The organism is Massilia sp. Masssp94 (assembly GCF_059491305.1).
The window spans coordinates 6,189,866-6,206,969 of sequence record NZ_CP168501.1 but is presented as its reverse complement, the minus strand read 5'-3'; the positions used below and the strand labels follow the sequence as shown (position 1 = coordinate 6,206,969).

General features: G+C 66.5%; 13 protein-coding genes. 7 read left to right on the top strand and 6 right to left on the bottom strand.

The features are described from left to right. Positions 1-173 precede the first annotated feature (173 nt). Positions 174-1,070: a LysR family transcriptional regulator gene (locus tag ACEN9G_RS27325; RefSeq protein ID WP_413344925.1), complete on the top strand. Its 897-nt coding sequence runs from the start codon at positions 174-176 to the stop codon at positions 1,068-1,070. Between the two features lie 162 nt (positions 1,071-1,232). On the opposite strand, the gene ACEN9G_RS27320 is transcribed toward ACEN9G_RS27325, so the two are convergent. Together ACEN9G_RS27320 and ACEN9G_RS27315 are read right to left on the bottom strand one after the other, a co-directional pair. Continuing rightward, positions 1,233-2,126, bottom strand: coding sequence for an arginase family protein (locus tag ACEN9G_RS27320; RefSeq protein WP_483127276.1), 894 nt, complete (start codon positions 2,124-2,126; stop codon positions 1,233-1,235). Next, the gene (locus ACEN9G_RS27315; RefSeq protein WP_483127275.1) at positions 2,123-2,884 is read right to left on the bottom strand and encodes a DUF6597 domain-containing transcriptional factor; all 762 of its coding nucleotides are present in this window, start codon (positions 2,882-2,884) and stop codon (positions 2,123-2,125) included. The genes ACEN9G_RS27320 and ACEN9G_RS27315 overlap by 4 nt, the downstream gene beginning before the upstream one ends. 264 nt (positions 2,885-3,148) lie before the next feature. Here ACEN9G_RS27315 and ACEN9G_RS27310 point away from each other — a divergent pair, with 264 nt between their 5' ends. Continuing rightward, positions 3,149-3,736 carry a hypothetical protein gene (locus tag ACEN9G_RS27310; RefSeq protein WP_413343538.1) on the top strand — a complete coding sequence of 196 codons (588 nt, stop codon included), beginning with the start codon at positions 3,149-3,151 and terminating at the stop codon, positions 3,734-3,736. Between the two features lie 2 nt (positions 3,737-3,738). Here the strand turns inward: ACEN9G_RS27310 and ACEN9G_RS27305 are convergent, their stop codons facing one another. After that, positions 3,739-4,329: a protein-S-isoprenylcysteine O-methyltransferase gene (locus ACEN9G_RS27305; protein WP_413343540.1), complete on the bottom strand. Its 591-nt coding sequence runs from the start codon at positions 4,327-4,329 to the stop codon at positions 3,739-3,741. A 118-nt stretch (positions 4,330-4,447) separates the two neighbouring features. On the opposite strand from ACEN9G_RS27305, the gene ACEN9G_RS27300 reads away from it, so the two are divergent. Continuing rightward, positions 4,448-4,801 carry a translation initiation factor Sui1 gene (locus ACEN9G_RS27300; RefSeq protein WP_413343542.1) on the top strand — a complete coding sequence of 118 codons (354 nt, stop codon included), beginning with the start codon at positions 4,448-4,450 and terminating at the stop codon, positions 4,799-4,801. Here ACEN9G_RS27300 and ACEN9G_RS27295 read toward each other — a convergent pair whose 3' ends face one another. The 3 genes from ACEN9G_RS27295 to ACEN9G_RS27285 form a co-directional block, all read right to left on the bottom strand. Beyond that, positions 4,802-7,174: a DNA polymerase II gene (locus tag ACEN9G_RS27295; protein ID WP_413343544.1), complete on the bottom strand. Its 2,373-nt coding sequence runs from the start codon at positions 7,172-7,174 to the stop codon at positions 4,802-4,804. 4 nt (positions 7,175-7,178) lie between these two features. Beyond that, complete coding sequence (locus tag ACEN9G_RS27290; protein WP_495605483.1) at positions 7,179-7,976, bottom strand: ferritin-like domain-containing protein; 798 nt, start codon at positions 7,974-7,976, stop codon at positions 7,179-7,181. Between the two features lie 63 nt (positions 7,977-8,039). After that, positions 8,040-8,594, bottom strand: coding sequence for a hypothetical protein (locus ACEN9G_RS27285; RefSeq protein ID WP_483127273.1), 555 nt, complete (start codon positions 8,592-8,594; stop codon positions 8,040-8,042). A 274-nt stretch (positions 8,595-8,868) separates the two neighbouring features. On the opposite strand from ACEN9G_RS27285, the gene ACEN9G_RS27280 reads away from it, so the two are divergent. The 4 genes from ACEN9G_RS27280 to ACEN9G_RS27265 all read left to right on the top strand — a co-directional run bounded on the left by ACEN9G_RS27280 (position 8,869) and on the right by ACEN9G_RS27265 (position 16,891). Further along, the gene (locus ACEN9G_RS27280; RefSeq protein WP_483127272.1) at positions 8,869-9,885 is read left to right on the top strand and encodes a glycoside hydrolase family 53 protein; all 1,017 of its coding nucleotides are present in this window, start codon (positions 8,869-8,871) and stop codon (positions 9,883-9,885) included. Positions 9,886-9,914: 29 nt separating this feature from the next. Beyond that, positions 9,915-11,582: a sodium:solute symporter family transporter gene (locus ACEN9G_RS27275; protein WP_413342649.1), complete on the top strand. Its 1,668-nt coding sequence runs from the start codon at positions 9,915-9,917 to the stop codon at positions 11,580-11,582. A gap of 237 nt (positions 11,583-11,819) precedes the next feature. Next, the gene (locus ACEN9G_RS27270) at positions 11,820-14,447 is read left to right on the top strand and encodes a TonB-dependent receptor (RefSeq protein ID WP_413342648.1); all 2,628 of its coding nucleotides are present in this window, start codon (positions 11,820-11,822) and stop codon (positions 14,445-14,447) included. Positions 14,448-14,455: 8 nt separating this feature from the next. Next, positions 14,456-16,891: a beta-galactosidase gene (locus ACEN9G_RS27265; RefSeq protein ID WP_483127271.1), complete on the top strand. Its 2,436-nt coding sequence runs from the start codon at positions 14,456-14,458 to the stop codon at positions 16,889-16,891. Positions 16,892-17,104: the final 213 nt, after the last annotated feature.

Sequence of the window (17,104 nt, the reverse complement as noted above, 5' to 3'; positions counted from 1 at the left end):
GGAGCTGTTGGCGGTTTTGATCGAACATTGTTGATTCTCCTGTGGATTTGATAGCTGCACTGTAGCGATTGTCGTGATGCAGAAAAAGTAGCACTAGAGGTTTTCAATATGCGAAAAATCCGAATAATCTTGCGTTATAGTGCCGGTTTCGCTAATCGCTTTGAAGGCAACACATGGACCGTGTGCAAGCAATGCAGGTATTTCTTCGCGTAGTCGAAAGCGGGAGTTTCATTCGTGCAGCAGAAACGCTGAGCTTACCCGCGTCGTCCGTGACGGGCATCATCAAGCGGCTGGAAAAACATTTGCAGACACGTTTGCTCAACCGCTCCACCAGAAAGCTCAGCTTGACACCGGAGGGCGAGCAATACTTCCATCGCTGCCGCGCGATACTTGACCTGATTGATGACACGGAATCCAGCCTGCATGGCTCCGCCGAGCGTCCGCAAGGGAGAGTGCGAGTAGATATGCCTGGAGGGATCGCGCATGCCCTCATCCTTCCACAGTTGGCGCAATTCCAAGCGAAGTTCCCCGACATCTATCTAATGATCGGCATAAATGATCGCCAGGTGGACTTGATACAGGATGGCGTCGATTGCGTAATCCGTACCGGTCGCCTCCATGACTCGACCCTGATTGCGCGTCATCTGGGAGAGTTGCGCTGGATCACATGCGCGGCACCGGTCTATCTGAATCAACAGGGCATTCCCAAAAATCTAGAGGATTTGCAACGCCACAGCGCGGTTCACTACTTTGCCAATACAACTCGGCGGACAGGCGAGCTGAATTTCGTGGAGGCCGGAGAGAAGGTTGCTGTGCAAGTTGCCGGCACGGTTGCAGTTAACGAGACTGGCCTGTACATCAAGCTGGGTCTCGCCGGAGGCGGCCTGATGCAATTGGCTGAGATCTTGGTGGTCGACCATTTGCACAGCGGAGACTTAGTCGAGGTACTGGCCGACATGCGACCGGAACCCGTGCCAGTGTCGCTGATCTATCCTCATCATCGCTTTCTCTCTCCGGCCATGCGAGCGTTCGCCGATTGGGCTGCAGGGCTTTTCACGAAGGTCGGATAGGGTATGACAAATCCATATCGTTGACTACTGCAAACTAGTCTTATAGCTTTGCGATGGTCCGCTTTTGGCCGATAGCGGATGGTCGGCACGGCCCAGTGTATCCGGCTGTTGCCTGTAGAACAACTAGGCGGTTTTGTTAGGCGCTCCAACTCCGGCGTCGGGTCAGCGCCCGAACGGCAGCCTGCCCAGCAGGCCGACGAGCGTGCGGGCATGGCGCCCGTCCGGATCGAGCTCGGGATCGAACACGGTGACGGTCATCCCGATGCAGCGTACGTCGGACACGAGGCCGGACAGGATCGCCACGAGATCGTCCGGCGCGATACCCGGCGCACCGGGGCTGTCGACCGCGGGCATCACGGCTTCGTCGAGCACGTCGACGTCCAGGTGGATCCAGAAGCGCTTGTCCAGCCGTTGCCGCGTGCGTTCCAGCACCGCCGGCGGCCCGATCTCGTTCGCCGTGAACACGTCGATGCGTTCGAAACCGGTGTCGTTCACGTCCGCCCAGGCAAAGTCGGGACGCCGCCCGTCCCGCTCGCCGATCTGGACGACGTCGCGATCCCGCACCAGGGGCGACTCCACGCCGGGCCAGTCGGTCATCAGCGCCTCGCCGCGGCCCGTGGCCAGCGCGAGGTCCATACCCGCGACGGCTCCCAGCATGCTGTCCGGGTCGTAGTTGCCCGGGTGGCGGAAATCGCTGTGGCCATCCACGTGGACGAGCGCCAGCGGCCCGCGGCGCCGCGCGCCGGCCAGCGCCCCCAGCAGGATCGAGCAATCGCCGCCGATGACGAACGCGAATTCGCCGCGCGCACCGGCCGCCGCCACGTGGTCGGCCAGGGCCAGGTTGAAGTCGCGCATCGCGTGGCCATTGCGCAGCCGCGTGCCGGGATCGGCCCCGGGCTTCCAGGACGGCCGCGGCATGACGATGGGAGCGCCGCCGCCCACGGCGTCCAGCAGGCCGGCTTCGATCAAGGCGGCGGGTGCGCGCCATGTGCCGGGTTCGTGGCCGGGGCGCAGGGGGCGGAGTCCGAGATTCGAGGGGGCCGCAATGACGATCATGGCGCGCCATGCAGGAAGGAGTCCGGGGTCGCGTCGGCGAACTGGCGGAACGCGTGGATGAGATGCGACTGGTCGTAGTAGCCGCAATCGCCCGCGAGGCGCGCCCAGTCGACGGCGGCGTCCCGGCCGCGCAGCGCCGCGTGCGCGCGGCGGAAGCGGCAGACCATCGCGAAGGTCTTCGCATGCAGGCCCACGCGTTCGCGGAACAGCGTGGCGAGGTGCTGGCGCGTGACGCCCAGGCCATCCGCCAGCGTTTCGATACGCACGGCCCCGCCGCTTGCCTCGAGCCGCAGGACGGCTGCCCGCGCGAGCGCATCCGTCCGCGCCGGTCCGCGCGTACGCAGGCGCGCGAGCAAGGCCTGTTCGATGACGGCGAGGCGCTGTGCCGCCGTGCGCTCGTGCTCCCACAATCCGGCCGCCAGCGCTTCCGCGTCGGCACGCGGCCACAGGTCGGCCAGGGCCGGATGGCCGTCCTGCAATTCGGACAGCGGGACGTCGACGAAGGCACGCGCGGCGCCGGGCAGGAAGCGCACGGCCACCGTCAGCACCGGATCACGCATCTCGACATGGTGCGGACGCGACATCATGCCCGCCACCTTGCCGAGCGGCGAGGAATCTTGCCACAGGATGTCGATGCAATTGTCGGGCAGCACGCGCGTGCGCACGGGCGCACCGTCCGGGACGGCGTGGCTCGTCCACAGGCAGGCCACATGGCCGGCCAGCGCGGGATGGGGCGGGAATTCGCGGTACAGGTGCATGGTGGCGTCAGTATGGCACGCGCCGTGCCGTGGCCTTCACGCCGGCCGCGATGGCGGCGGCAAGCTGGATCCATGGCCTGGATGATGTCGTCATGCACGTCTCCCGATGTCGAGCCGTGATGGTGCCACGGCCGCCACCGCCAAAGTGCACGCAATCTCACCCGGACCCTATCAGAATGGACAGGAAGGCCGCGCTGGCGGGTTGCGTATTGACGCCTATACTGACTTGATTCGTCTTCAGCCACCGACCCTGGGAGATACAGCATGAACGCAGCCCACCGCACCTGCCTTGCACTCGCCCTCGCCGCCGCCAGCGCGGCACCATACGCCGCCGCACCCGGCCCGTTCCCGGACAGCGACATGGACGCCGCCACCGCATTGAGCGACACCAACAGCCGCGCCATGCGCGGCCGCGAAATCGTGCCGCCCGGCGTGATCCTGAACCTGAAGGGCAAGCAGAGGAACCTCGTGTGGCAGGGCAGCTATATCGTCAACACGACGGGCTGCATCGACTGCCACACGCACCCGACGTATTCGCCCGGCGGCGATCCGTTCCAGGGCCAGCCCGAGCGCGTGAATGCCGAGCAATACATGTCCGGCGGGCGCCAGTTCGGCCCCTTCACGGCGCCGAACCTCACACCGGACAACGCGGGCCGCCCGGCCGGCCTCACGCGCGAGGAATTCGTGAAGACACTGCGCACGGGCCATAATCCGCACGACCCGGCCGGCCAGATCCTGCAGGTGATGCCGTGGCCGGCCGTCGGCAAGATGACGACGCGGGACCTGTACGCCATCTACGAATACCTGCGCGCGATCCCGTCGTTGCCGGACAACCCGAATCCGGGGCCCTGACCTTATTGCCTGATGGACGGCAGCAGGCGCTTGGTACGCGCCTTGTAGTCGGCATAGGCTTGGCCGAAATGCTCCAGCATCATGTCTTCCTCGTGCTCGATGCGCGAGGCATAGAGGATGCTGAATGCGAGCAGGAACGCCGGTCCCACAACCGCGTTCCCGATCAGCAGCAGTTGCGCGGTGGCGATGAGGAACAGGGCCGTGTACATCGGATGCCGTATGCGGCTGTAGATGCCTTCGGAGACCAGGTGGTGCGCTTCCTTGACCTGGAGCGTCGGCGAGAACTGCCGGCCCAGGTCGCGGTGCGATTTCCAGAACAGGAAGACGCCCAGCACCGCAAGCGCGGCGCCGGGGCCGCCGACGATGGGCCGTACCGCGTAGTCGGCGAAATCGAACCATGGCGTGAAGAGGTACAGGAACGGCAGCGTCGTCGACCCCGTGAACACGAGCAGCAGGCAAAACTTCTCGAACACCCCTTCGCGCGATTCGACGGCCCCGATCTTCCTGTTCCTGACTTCAAGCGGCGCGCGGATGGCGAAACAGGCACAGAACATCGCGAGAAAGACCGCATCGAACATGCCGGCATGATGCATGACCACCCCCTGTTGTTTTCATTGAACCTCGGGCCGGATAGTAACATCGTATTTACATTAGTGCACGACCGGGATGGGCTGGTAAACTCACGGGAATAGCCATCACTCACGACACACCATGAAGCATTCGAACGGAGGCCTCGTCTATTCCACCGAGAGCGGCCGCATGTGCCCCGGCTGCCGGCAACCGGTCGCGGCGTGCACCTGCAAGACCGGCACGGCACTCGTCGGCGACGGCAACGTGCGCGTCGCGCGCCAGACGAAGGGCCGCGGCGGCAAGGCCGTCACGCTCGTCAAGGGACTGGCGCTCGATGCCGCCGCCCTCGCCGCGCTGGGCAAGCAGCTGCGCACCGCGTGCGGTTCGGGCGGCACCGTGAAGGATGGCGTGATCGAGGTCCAGGGCGACCACTGCGACCGCATCATGGAAGAACTGACGAAGCTCGGCCACCGGCCGAAGCGCGCCGGCGGTTGATCAGAACAGCGCGCCCTGCGGACTGGTGAGCCTCGTGAAACTGTCGTTCATAAACGGCAGGATGCCGTCCGCGATCGGTTCCAGCTGCTTCGTCAGGTAGTGTTCGTAGTCGATGGGCGTGCGGCTCGTGTCCAGCGTCTCCAGCGGTTCCGGCCCCGCCGTCGTCATCACGTAGCGGATCCAGCCGCCGTTGCGGTATTGCGCGGGCCGGCCCTGGCGCACGTGGAACTCGTCGGCCGCGCGCGCCGCGCGCACGTGCGGCGGCACGTTGCGTTCGTACTCGACCAAAGGCCGGCGCAAGCGCTTGCGGTACACGAGCTGCCCGTCCAGGTCGCCCCGGAGGGTTCGCGCCACGTAGTCACGCACATAGTCCTCGTACGGCTCGCCGCGGAACACGCGCCCGTAGAGCTCCTGCTGGAACGCCTGCGCGAGCGGCGTCCAGTCCGTGCGCACCGTCTCCAGGCCCTTGAACACAAGGTCGTCGCTGCCGTCCTTGCGGCGCACGAGGCCCGCATAGCGTTTCTTGCTGCCCTCGTCCGAGCCGCGCACGGTGGGCATCAGGAACCGGCGGAAGTGCGTCTCGTATTCGAGTTCGAGCGCGCTTTCCAGGCGCAGTTCGTTCTGCAGATGATCGCGCCACCACGCGTTCACATGGTCCACGAGCGCGCGGCCGATGCGTTCCGCGGCGTCGTCCGCATGCGCGCGCCCGAGCCACACGAACGTCGAATCCGTGTCGCCGTAGATCACCTGGTAGCCCTGCGCCTCGATCAGTTCACGGGTGCGGTGCATGATCTCGTGGCCACGCATCGTGATCGACGACGCCAGGCGCGAGTCGAAGAACCGGCACGCCGTCGTGCCGAGCACCCCGTACATCGAGTTCATGATGATCTTTAAAGCCTGCGACAGCGGCGCGTTGCGTTCGCGCTTGGCGGCATCGCGGCCCTGCCACACGCGCGTGACGATGCCGGGCAGGCAGTGCTGCGTGCGCGAGAAGCGCGCGCCGCGGAAGCCCGGTACCGTGTCCGCGTCCGGCTCCTCGAGGCCCGCGACGAGGCCGACCGGATCGATCAGGAACGTGCGGATGATCGACGGGTACAGGCTTTTATAGTCCAGCACCAGCACCGAGTCGTACAGCCCGGAGCGCGAATCCATCACGAACCCGCCAGGACTGTCCGCGCCCGGCACGTCGCCGATGTTCGGCGCCACGCGGCCCAGCCGGTGCATCAGCGGGATGTACGCGTGCTCGAACGCGGCGACGGAACCGCCGCTGCGGTCGGCCGCCAGACCCGTCACGCTGGCGCGCTCCAGCAGGAAGGTCATCAGGCCCGATTTCGCGAAGATGCGCGTGACGAGCACGCAGTCCTGCAGGTTGTATGTCGCGAGTGCCGGCTTGTCCTCGGCGAACATGCGGTCGATTTCCGCCATGCGGTCGTACGGGTTGTCGATCGATTTGCCCTCGCCCAGCAGGCTTTGCGCCACGTGCTCCAGCGAGAACGACGGGAAGCTCCACGTCGCCCCGCGCAGCGCCTCGATGCCGTCGATGACGAGGCGCCCGGCGATACCGGCGAAGTAATGCTCCTGCCGGCCGCCGTGTTCGCGCCATTCGATCGCGCTGCCGTCGCGGCCCAGGCGCAGCGGGCGCTGCATCTGCTGCGCGTGCTGCTGCAGCACGCGCAGGTCGAACTGGACGAGGTTCCAGCCGATGATCGCGTCCGGATCGAAGCGCCGGATCCAGTCTTCCAGCCGGTCGAGCAGGTCGCGCCGCGTGGCCACGACCTCGTAGTCGAAATCGAGCCCGGACGCATCGCCATTCGCCGGCCCGAGCATGTAGACCTGGCGCTGGCCGCAACCCTCCAGCGCGATCGAGCGCAGCTCGCCCTGCATCGTCGTTTCGATGTCCAGCGAGACGGTCGACAGCACGGGGCGGTAGTCCTGGGCCGGCGTCAGGCGCGCATCCGCGAGCAGCTGCGGATCGTGCGGATCCTGCGTGCCCGTGAACGTGACGGGCGCCATGATGAAGCGCTCCATCAGGTAGCGTTCGGGCGGACGGATATCGGCTTCATAGACGTCGATGCCGTGCTCGCGCAGGCGCTTTTCCAGGCGCAGGAGGTGGCGGTACTGCGTGCAGTACAGGCCCAGCACGGGACGGTGACGGAAGTCGCACAGCGACAGCTCGCGCAGTTCCGCGCCCCGTTCGCGCGCGAGCAGCGGGCGCACCGTGTCGCCCTGCTCCGCCGGGACGAACGCGACGGCCGGCTGCGGCCCGAGACGCACGCGCCGTGGTCCATCCGGCGTCGCGAGCCAGAACTCGACTTCGACGCCGGCGTCCGTATCGCGCCAGTGGCGCGTCAGCAGGAACCCCTGCTTATCCATGGCATCAGGCATCCGCGAGACGGGCCAGTTCCACTTCGGTGAAACCGGCCTGGCGCCGCGCCTCCACGTTGAAGGGGCCCTTCAGCACGGGCGCCTTGTACTGCACCGTCAGCGCATCGTAGGTGGCGACCGGTTCCAGGCCGCGCTGGGCGCAGAGATAAAAATACCAGCGGTTGCCGATTTCCACGTGGCCCACCTCGTCGCGCAGCAGCACGTCGAGGATGCGCGCGGCCGCGTCGTCGCCGGCCTGCGCCAGCTTCGCGCGCAGCGGCGGGATGGCATCGCGGCCGCGCGCTTCCATCGTGCGCGGCACGAGGGCCATGCGCGCGAGGACGTCGCCACTCGTCTTCGCGACCATCTCCCACAGGCTGTCGTGGCCGGGGAAATCGCCATAGGCCCAGCCGAGCGTGCGCAAATGCGCCGCCAGCAGCGTGAAATGGTGGGCTTCCTCGGCCGCGACGCGCAGCCAGTCCGTGTAGTAGGCGTCCGGCATGCCCGGGAAGCGCCAGATCGCATCCAGCGCGAGGTTGACGGCATTGAACTCGATGTGGGCCAGCGCGTGGACGAGCATCGCGCGGCCTTCGTCCGTCGCCATCGAGCGACGGCCGACGAGGCGCGGCGGCACGAGTTCCGGCCGCGCGGGACGGCCCGGAATGGCCGCGTCGCGCGCGCTCGGCACGGCGGCGCTGTCGAGCCGCACCGCCCCGGCGCGACAGGCGTCGGCCAGCGCGGCCACGCCCGCCGTCTTGGCGGCGGCATCCGTCTCGATCAATAATTCCAGCGCGCGGTCGCGAAGCGCCATCGTGGTCCTCTGCGGCAAAAGGCGGCAGTTTACCATTCGGCGCCCCGCGGCGCGAGACAGCCCTTACTGTTGCTGCTGCTGGACCGGCACCGTGCTGCCTTGCGGCGGCTGGTCGGGCGCCCGGTTGTCCGACGGGTCCACGCGCGGCGGCGGCAGGCCGCCCGTCTGGCCGGAGCTCGGCGCGATTGCGTCGTCCTTGCCGTCGACGGTGTCCGCGCCGGAACCGGTCGCGCCCATGCTGGAGCTGCCGTAGGCGGTGCTGCCGGACGACTGGTCAGGCGTGGCCGGGGCCGTCGTCGTGGAGACGACGCGCTCCGTCACCTCCCCGCGCGGCGCCTGGGCCAGCAGTTGCGGCGCGCTGGCCATGTCGCGCTGGTAGACCATGCGCGCTTCCTTGAGGCAGGAAGCTCGTTTGGCGGACGACTTCTTCTTGCATGCCGTCTGCTGCTCGGCGTACGCCGCGTTGATTTCCTTCTTCAGCGTGGCCATGCGCTGGGCTTTCGTCTTGTCGCCCTGCGTCCACCGCGCCGGATCTTTTGCCGCCATCGCGGGCGAGCCGGCCGCGCACAGCGCGCACGCCAGCGCGACGCCGCGCAGGATACATGTTGCTTTGCTCATCTCGACCTCCTGATTCCAATAAGGCGACGCCGACCGGCGTCAGCCGGAACCCCGCCCGAATCGACGGGTACGGGACCAGTATAGTTCGAGTGCGCTGATGACCTGCGTTCCTTTCTCCTTATCAAAAGAATACCGGATGTTTCAAGGGAAACATTGCCGCCATACGAATATTTCATAGGTGACGCGAAAAATGGATGGGGTGCGCATGGCATTTCCTGCCTAGAATCCCGGTTTGCTGCCAGATTGATAATAACGATAACGACTACGGAGACCGATGAAGCACACCTTTTCCGCCCTCGCGGCCGCATTTGCGTTCGGACTTGTGCTGGGGATTCCCTTCGCACACGCCGCCGGCGCGAACTTCGCCAAGGGCGCCGACGTCGGCTGGGTCAGCGAAATGGAAGCGGCCGGCCGGGTATTCCGCAACCGCGACGGCAAGACCGCAGACCTGTACGCCATCCTCAAGGAACAGGGCATGGACGCCATCCGCCTGCGCGCGTGGGTGAACCCGGAGGACGGCTGGAACGGCACGGCCGACGTCGTCGCGAAAGCGAAGCGCGCCCAGGCCGCCAGCATGCGCGTCATGATCGATTTCCATTACAGCGATTCCTGGGCCGACCCGCAGCAGCAGACGAAACCGAAGGCCTGGGCCGGGTACACCGTGCCGCAACTGGCCGACGCCGTCGCGGCGCACACGCGGTCCGTGCTGACCGCCCTGCGCGACGCGGGCGTCGCGCCGACCTGGGTCCAGGTCGGCAACGAGACCCGCACCGGCCTGCTGTGGCCCGAGGGCGACGCAACAAGACACATGGACAACTATGCGCGCTTCGTCGACAGCGGCTATGGCGCCGTCAAGCAGGTGTTCCCGGACGCGATCGTGATCGTCCACGTCGACAACTGCCACGACAACGCGACCTTCCGCTGGAACTTCGACGGCCTGAAGGCGCACGGCGCGCGCTTCGACATGATCGGCGTGTCGTCCTACCCGACGACCGCGAAGAACCACACGTGGCAAAGCGCCACGGCCGCCTGCCTCGCCAACCTCAACGACATGGTGCACCGCTACGGCAAGCCGGTGATCCTGTCCGAGGTCGGCGTGCCCTGGGACCACCCGGACGGCAAGGCGGTCATCGCCGACCTGATCGCCAAGGCGCGTGCCGTCGATGGCGGCATGGCACGCGGCGTGTTTTATTGGGAGCCCGAGGCTTACGACTGGAAGGGCTATCCGATGGGCGCCTTTGACCGCGGCGGCAAGCCAACCGCGATCATGGACGCCTTCCTGGAGCGCTGAAACGCGCGAATCACAACCGAGACAAACCTATGAATCTGATTTCCCGCCTCGACGCCATCGTCTTCCTGTTCTACTTCGTCGTAGTCGCAGGCTACGGCCTGTGGGTCTACCGCCGCAAGAAGAGCGCGAATACGACCGCCTCGCACGACTACTTCCTGGCCGAAGGTTCCCTTACCTGGTGGGCCATCGGCGCCTCGCTGATCGCCTCGAACATCTCCGCCGAGCAGTTCATCGGCATGAGTGGTTCGGGCTTCCGCATCGGCATGGCCATCGCCGTGTACGAACTGATGGCCGCCGCCACGCTCGTCATCGTCGCCGTGTTCTTCATGCCGGTCTACCTGAAGAACCACATCTACACGATGCCGCAGTTCCTCGAACAGCGCTACGGCAAGGCCGTCGCCACGACGATGGCCCTGTTCTGGCTCGGCCTGTACGTCGTCGTCAACCTGACCTCGATCCTGTACCTGGGCGCGCTGGCCATCGGCAGCGTCACCGGCATCGGCGTGCTGCCCTGCATGCTGTTCCTCGCCGTCTTCGCCGCCATCATCACGCTGGGCGGCATGAAGGTCATCGGCTACACGGACGTCATCCAGGTGACCTGCCTCGTCATCGGCGGCCTCGTGACCACGTGGCTGGCCCTGGACCTCGTCGCGAAACTCGGCAATGGCCACGGCGCGCTGCAAGGCTTCTCGAGCTTGTACAACTCGACCCGCGACCACTTCGAGATGGTGCTCGGCCGCGACAACCCGAACTACATGGACCTGCCGGGCCTGTCCACGCTGATCGGCGGCATGTGGATCGTGAACCTGAACTACTGGGGCTGCAACCAGTACATCACGCAGCGCGCGCTCGGCGCCGACCTGCCGACCGCCCGCAAAGGCCTGCTGTTCGCCGCGTTCCTGAAACTGCTGATGCCGGTCATCGTCGTCATGCCGGGTATCGCCGCCTTCGCGCTGGACCGTTCCGGCGCGCTGGGCGACGCGATGCGCGTCGGCGGCGAACTGAATCCGGACCGCGCCTACCCCACCCTGCTGGCACTGCTGCCGTCGGGCCTGAAAGGCATCGCGTTCGCGGCACTGACCGCCGCCGTCGTCGCGTCGCTGGCCGGCAAGGCCAACTCGATCGCCACGATCTTCACGCTGGACATCTATCAAAAACGCCTGCACCCGAACGTCACCGAGCAGAAGATGGTGTGGATCGGCCGCATGACCGTCGTCGTGTCGATGCTGCTGGCCGTGCTGATCGCCCCGCTGATGGGCATCGACAAGAAAGGCGGCTTCCAGTACATCCAGGAATACACGGGCTTCGTCTCGCCGGGCATCCTGGCCATGTTCCTGCTGGGCTTCTTCTGGAAAAAGACCACGTCCAGCGCCGCGATGTTCGCGACCGTGGGCGGTCTCGTGTTCTCGATCATCCTGAAGTTCCTGCCCGGGATGATGGACCTGTCCTTCCTCGCCCCGATCGGCTTCGCCCACGACAACGGCAGCGGTGTCTACGAGATCCCGTTCCTGGACCGCATGTTCATCGTGTTCTGGCTGGTCGTCGCGGGCATGGTCCTGCTCAGCACCGTGTTCGCCCGCGGCAAGGTCAAGGGACTGATCGTCGACACCAAGCTGTTCAAGGTCGACGGCGCGTTCGCCCTCGGCTCGGCCGTCATCTGCGTGGTGCTGGCCACGATCTACGGCATGTGGTGGTAATGCGCGTGGGCACCATGTGCCCATCAAACATGTGAGATACCAAGGCAGCCTGCGGGCTGCCTTTTTTATGTTTTTCACCAGGCTATATGAACTTCGTATATACGCTGGTGAAAAACATAATGGTTGTGCTCCTTGCAACGCGACAGAATGCCGGTCAGTCGCTTGATTGGTTCGCTCGACGCACCAACAAAGTCGACAACAACACATAAGTCTAAACGACAAAAGCAAGGAGATTACATGCAGCAGAAAACCCTGAGCGTACTCGTACGCTCGCTCTTCCCATTGTTCGTCCTCCCCGCCGTCCCCGCCCTCGCCCAGCAGGCACCGCAAACCGCATCGTCCGAACCGGCCGCGGGCGGCGACACCGCCGTGCAGCAGGTCGTCGTGTCCGGCATCCGCGCGTCCGTGCGCAGCGCCCTCTCCGTCAAGGAGAACTCCAACAGCATGGTCGAAGTCGTCGCCTCCGAAGACATTGGCAAGCTCCCGGACACCACCATCGCCGAATCGCTGGCGCGCCTGCCGGGCCTCGCCGCCGGTCTCGATCGCGGCAACGCCAGCCAGATCGTCGCGCGAGGCATGGGCGAACGCTTCATCGGCGCCACGCTGAACGGCCGCGAACTCGCATCGTCCGAGCCGAACCGCGCGGTGCGCTTCGAGCAGTTCCCGTCCGAGTCGCTGTCCGGCGCCATCGTCTACAAGACGCAGAACGCCGACCTCGTCGAAGGCGGCGTCGCGACGACCATCGACCTGCAGACCGTGCAGCCGCTGAAGTACAACGGCCGCCAGGCGTCGCTGAAGGCCGACACGCTGTACTACCCGCTGGCGAAAGACGTCGATGCGCAGACCGTGCGCCCGCGCCTGGGCGGCATCTGGATCGACCAGTTCGCGAACAAGACCATCGGTGCGGCCGTCGCGTTCAGCTACCAGAAGCAGCCGTCGATCGAAGAACGCAAGAACCACTGGGGCTTCAACGAAGACCATTCCGCCGACCTGAATGGCGACGGCAAGGTCGACAAGACGCCGTGGGGCTTCGAGGATGAGCTCAAGAGCGGCACCAACGAACGCAGCAGCGTGCTGGGCAAGCTGGAATGGAAGGCGAGCCCCGACGCCCTGATCACGGCCGACCTGTACTTCGCCCGCAACAAGATCCGCGAGCCGAGCGTCCAGCACTGGACCGGCGACGTCGGCAACTGGGACGGCTGGCAGACCGGGAATTACTCGAACGTCGACATCCGCAACGGCTACGTCACCGGCGCGACCGTCAAGGACGTCAGCCTGACCACGCACAGCACGCGCTGGATCCAGAACATGGACAACTTCGCCGGTGGCCTGAACGGCAAGTTCAACGTGGGCGACTGGAAGGTCGAGGCGGACGTCGCCACGTCGCGCGCGAGCCGCGCCAGCCAGTGGGCCGACGTGCGCAACACGACCGCGAACAACGGCACCCTGTCGTGGGCTTTCACGGGCAACGAGCAGCAGTCGTATTCGTACAGCCAGGACACCGGCAACCTCGCGACGTTCGGCGCGCCGCAGCTGGTCATCGACAATGACGGCCACGTCCACGACCGCCTCGATTCCGCGCAGTTGAGCGGCGCGCTGCCGCTGGACCTGGGCCCCGTCAGCCGCATCAAGATCGGCGCGCGCTTCGCCGACCGCGAGAAGTCGTACCGCCAGACCACGTGGAACGTCTCGCCGAACAATGCCGCGATCCCGGCCTCCGCGTACACCACCATCAACGTGCCGGGCTACTTCCCCGCGCTGATGCTGAACGATTTCGAAGGCACCGTGTCCTCCACGTTCGGTCCGGGCGCCCTCGATGCGGGCGGCCGTACGCCGACCGCGAACGACCTGCTGGCCGGCTGGCGCGTCAAGGAGCGCACGAGCGCCCTGTATGCGCAGGCGGACCTGGACGGCGAGATGTTCGGCCTGAAGTACCGCGGCAATGCGGGCGTGCGCGTCCTGCACACCAGCCAGACGGGCGAAGGCATGGAGTCCGTCAACGGCGCGGCGCCGACGGCGGTGTCGGGCGGCGCCTCGTACACGAAGGCCCTGCCGAGCATGAACCTGATCTTCGGCCTCGACGAAGAGCAGAAACACCAGGTGCGCTTCTCGCTGGCCCGTGCCATGTCGCGTGCGCCGATGGACGAGATGCGCGCATCGCGCCAGATCTCGATGGACACGACGCCGGGCTCGCAGCAGCCGCTGACGGGCAGCGCCGGTAATCCGGGCCTGCTGCCGATGATGGCCAACCAGGCCGACCTCGCGTACCAGTGGTACTTCGACAAGGGCTCGCTGTTCTCGGCCGCGTTGTTCTACAAGCAGATCGGCAGCTACATCGGCATCACGACCGACACGACGACCATCGGCAACCGCCAGGCGGTCATCACCCGTTCCATCAACGGCGAAGGCGGCTATGTGCGCGGCCTGGAGCTGGTGTACCAGCACGCGTTCACGCGCCTGCCGGCACCGTTCGACGGCCTGGGCGTCGCCGCGAACTGGTCGTACAACGAGAGCGACATCCACGAGTACACGAACGACTACCCGATGGAAGGCCTGATGCGCAACAACGGCGGCGTCACGCTCTGGTACGAAAAGAACGGCTTCGAGGCCCGCCTGTCCGCCAACTACCACAGCCCGTTCGTGCGCATGCCCCGCTGGACGGCCGGGTACATGGCGGAAAACGGCGAGGAGACCTACGTCACCGCGAACTTCTCGTACTACCTGACGCCGCAGCTGCAGCTGCGCGTGGGCCTGGACAACATCACGAACCAGAAAGTGGTCTACACGCAGAACGCGAACGCGTACATGCAGAACGTGATGGAATACGGCCGCCGCTACAACGTGGGCCTCTCGTACAAGTTCTGATGATGACGATGACCCGACCCACACTGCTCCGCGCCGCGGTGCTGCTGGCCTTCGCCGGCCCCGGCATGGCGGGCGCGGAACAACTCCTCACCGTCGACGCCACGGCGCCGGCGCCCGATCCGCGCACCGGCACCATCAAGCTGGGCACGGCGACGGCGCCGGGCGGCCACACGCTCGGCATCAACAACCAGTACCTCACACGCGACGGCAAGCCCTGGCTGCCGGTGATGGGCGAGTTCCACTACACGCGCAGCCCGGCCGCCAGCTGGGATGCGGAACTCGCCAAGATGAAATCGGCCGGCATCGACATCGTCGCCAGCTACATCATCTGGAACCACCACGAAGCGGCCGAGGGTAAATTCGACTGGTCCGGCAACCGCGACCTGCGCCGCTTCGTGCAGCTCGCGCGCAAGCACGGCCTGGACGTCGTCGTCCGTGTCGGCCCGTGGTCGCACGCCGAGGTGCGCTACGGCGGCTTCCCGGACTGGGTGGTCGACGCGATGCCCACGCGCGGCAACGATCCGACTTACCTCCGTTACGTGGAACGCTACTACCGCGAGATCGGGCGCCAGCTGGACGGCCTGCTGTACAAGCAGGGCGGCCCCGTGATCGGCGCGCAGATCGAGAACGAGTACAACCTGGCCGGCCCGGGCCGCGGCGCGGAGCACATCCGCACGCTGAAGGGTCTTGCCGTGAAGGCGGGCATCGACGTGCCCTACTACACCGTCACGGGCTGGGACCAGACCTTGTACCCGTCGGGCGAAGTGACGCCGGTGTTCGGCGGCTATCCGGACGAACCGTGGGCGACGAGCACGAAGGAACTCCCGCCCAAGGAGACGTACGCGTTCCGCTTCGACACGCGCGTGAGCGGCGACCTCGGTGCCCAGACCCGCGCGAGCCAGCAGGGCACGGCCGAAACGGACATCGACAAGACCCCGTTCCTCGGCGCGGAATACGGCGCGGGCCTGCCCGCCATGTACCGCCGCCGCACGCTGGTCTCCAGCGACGACATCGCGGCCATGCTGCCCGTGCAGCTGGGCTCCGGCGTCAACCTGATGGGGTACTACATGTTCCACGGCGGGCGCAATCCCGTCGGCGGCACGACCCTCGAGGAAAGCACGAAGAGCGGCGGCTACAACGACGTCCCGGCGATCAACTACGATTTCAATGCGCCGCTGGGCCCGGACGGCCAGCAGCGCGCCGTGCTGGCGAGCCTGCGTCCGTTCCACTGGTTCCTGCACGACTTCGGCGCGCGCCTGGCGCCGATGACCGTGCGCAAACCGGACGTCGTGCCGAAGGATCCGGCCGATCTGGATACGCCGCGGTGGTCCGTGCGCAGCCGCGGCGAAGCCGCGTTCCTGTTCTATGATGGCCACATCCGCCAGTATCCGACGCCGGCGCGCGAGCAGGTCCGCTTCGCGGTCAAGCTGCCCGGCGGCACGGTAACGCTGCCCCGTCGACCTGTCGACCTGCCGGCCGGTGCCTACTTCGCCTGGCCCGTCAATTTCGACTTAGGTGACGAGCGCGGCCAGCGCCTGACGTATGCGACGGCGCAGCCGCTCGCTCGGCTGGACGGCGGCACGTGGGTGTTCGCGGCGCAGGACGGCATCCCCGTCGAATTCGCGTTCGGCGCGAAAGCCCGCGGCTGCGTGCAGGCCACGCGCGCGCACGTCGACGAGGGTGCCAAGGCGGTCGTCGTGGACGGCATCCAGCCCGGCCTCGATGCGGCGTTCACGGTGCGTTGCCCGGGCGCGAAGCCGCTGACGGTGCTGGTCCTGTCGCAGGCGCAGGCGCGCCAGGCGGCGATCGGGACGTTCCAGGGCCAGCGCCGGCTCGTGCTCAGCGACGCGCAGGCGTACTTCGACGGCGGGCGGCTCGTCCTCCGGAGCGCGGGCCAGCCGCACGTGCGCGCAGCCGTCTATCCATCGACGACGCTGAAGAGCGCCGGCCGCGACGGCCTGTTCCAGGTGTTCGACACGACGCTGCCGCCGCGCGACGTCGCGGTCGCGGTGAAGCCGCTGCGCGACGCCCAGCCGGCGCGTCCGGTCCGCATCGGCGGCAACGCCAATGCGGCCGTGCAGCCGGATCCGGAAGCGTTCGGCGCGTCGGCCGCGTGGCTGCTCGATATCGGGGCGGTGAATCGGTCGAAGGACGTGGACAGCCTGCTGCTCGACATCGACTTCACGGGCGACGTGGCCCGCCTGTTCGATGGCACGCGCATGGTCGACGACTGGTATTACAACGGCCAGCGCTGGCAATTCGACCTGGGTAACCTTCCCGCGCAGCGCCAGGGTCCGCTGACCTTGACCGTGCTGCCCCTTCGGGCGGATGCGCCGATCTACCTGCCGCGCGAACACCGGCCCGACTTCGGCGGCAAGCCGCAGCTGGCCGAGCTGAAGGGCGTGAAGGTGGTGCCGGTCTACCGCGTCGAGATCGGCAAGTAGTCGATACCCCCACCGGTGGGGCGAGACCGTCCATGGCGCGAATGTCAAGATGCGCGCCATGGACACGTCAACCACCGGAGTTATCCCGCAGCCGCTCCCACGGCGCGGCGCAATGTTCGAGACGTTCGAGCGTTGCGTCGTCGGCGCCGCACGGTGCCTGCTCGAACAGCAGCTGGGCTTCGTCCCGGCGTGGGCGGTACTCGGGGATTACCT

Coding starts and splice junctions, on each gene's coding strand:
- ACEN9G_RS27325 (WP_413344925.1), top strand. CDS start 174: ATGGACCGTGTGCAAGCAATGCAGGTATTTCTTCGCGTAGTCGAAAGC.
- ACEN9G_RS27320 (WP_483127276.1), bottom strand. CDS start 2,126: ATGATCGTCATTGCGGCCCCCTCGAATCTCGGACTCCGCCCCCTGCGC.
- ACEN9G_RS27315 (WP_483127275.1), bottom strand. CDS start 2,884: ATGCACCTGTACCGCGAATTCCCGCCCCATCCCGCGCTGGCCGGCCAT.
- ACEN9G_RS27310 (WP_413343538.1), top strand. CDS start 3,149: ATGAACGCAGCCCACCGCACCTGCCTTGCACTCGCCCTCGCCGCCGCC.
- ACEN9G_RS27305 (WP_413343540.1), bottom strand. CDS start 4,329: ATGCATCATGCCGGCATGTTCGATGCGGTCTTTCTCGCGATGTTCTGT.
- ACEN9G_RS27300 (WP_413343542.1), top strand. CDS start 4,448: ATGAAGCATTCGAACGGAGGCCTCGTCTATTCCACCGAGAGCGGCCGC.
- ACEN9G_RS27295 (WP_413343544.1), bottom strand. CDS start 7,174: ATGGATAAGCAGGGGTTCCTGCTGACGCGCCACTGGCGCGATACGGAC.
- ACEN9G_RS27290 (WP_495605483.1), bottom strand. CDS start 7,976: ATGGCGCTTCGCGACCGCGCGCTGGAATTATTGATCGAGACGGATGCC.
- ACEN9G_RS27285 (WP_483127273.1), bottom strand. CDS start 8,594: ATGAGCAAAGCAACATGTATCCTGCGCGGCGTCGCGCTGGCGTGCGCG.
- ACEN9G_RS27280 (WP_483127272.1), top strand. CDS start 8,869: ATGAAGCACACCTTTTCCGCCCTCGCGGCCGCATTTGCGTTCGGACTT.
- ACEN9G_RS27275 (WP_413342649.1), top strand. CDS start 9,915: ATGAATCTGATTTCCCGCCTCGACGCCATCGTCTTCCTGTTCTACTTC.
- ACEN9G_RS27270 (WP_413342648.1), top strand. CDS start 11,820: ATGCAGCAGAAAACCCTGAGCGTACTCGTACGCTCGCTCTTCCCATTG.
- ACEN9G_RS27265 (WP_483127271.1), top strand. CDS start 14,456: ATGACCCGACCCACACTGCTCCGCGCCGCGGTGCTGCTGGCCTTCGCC.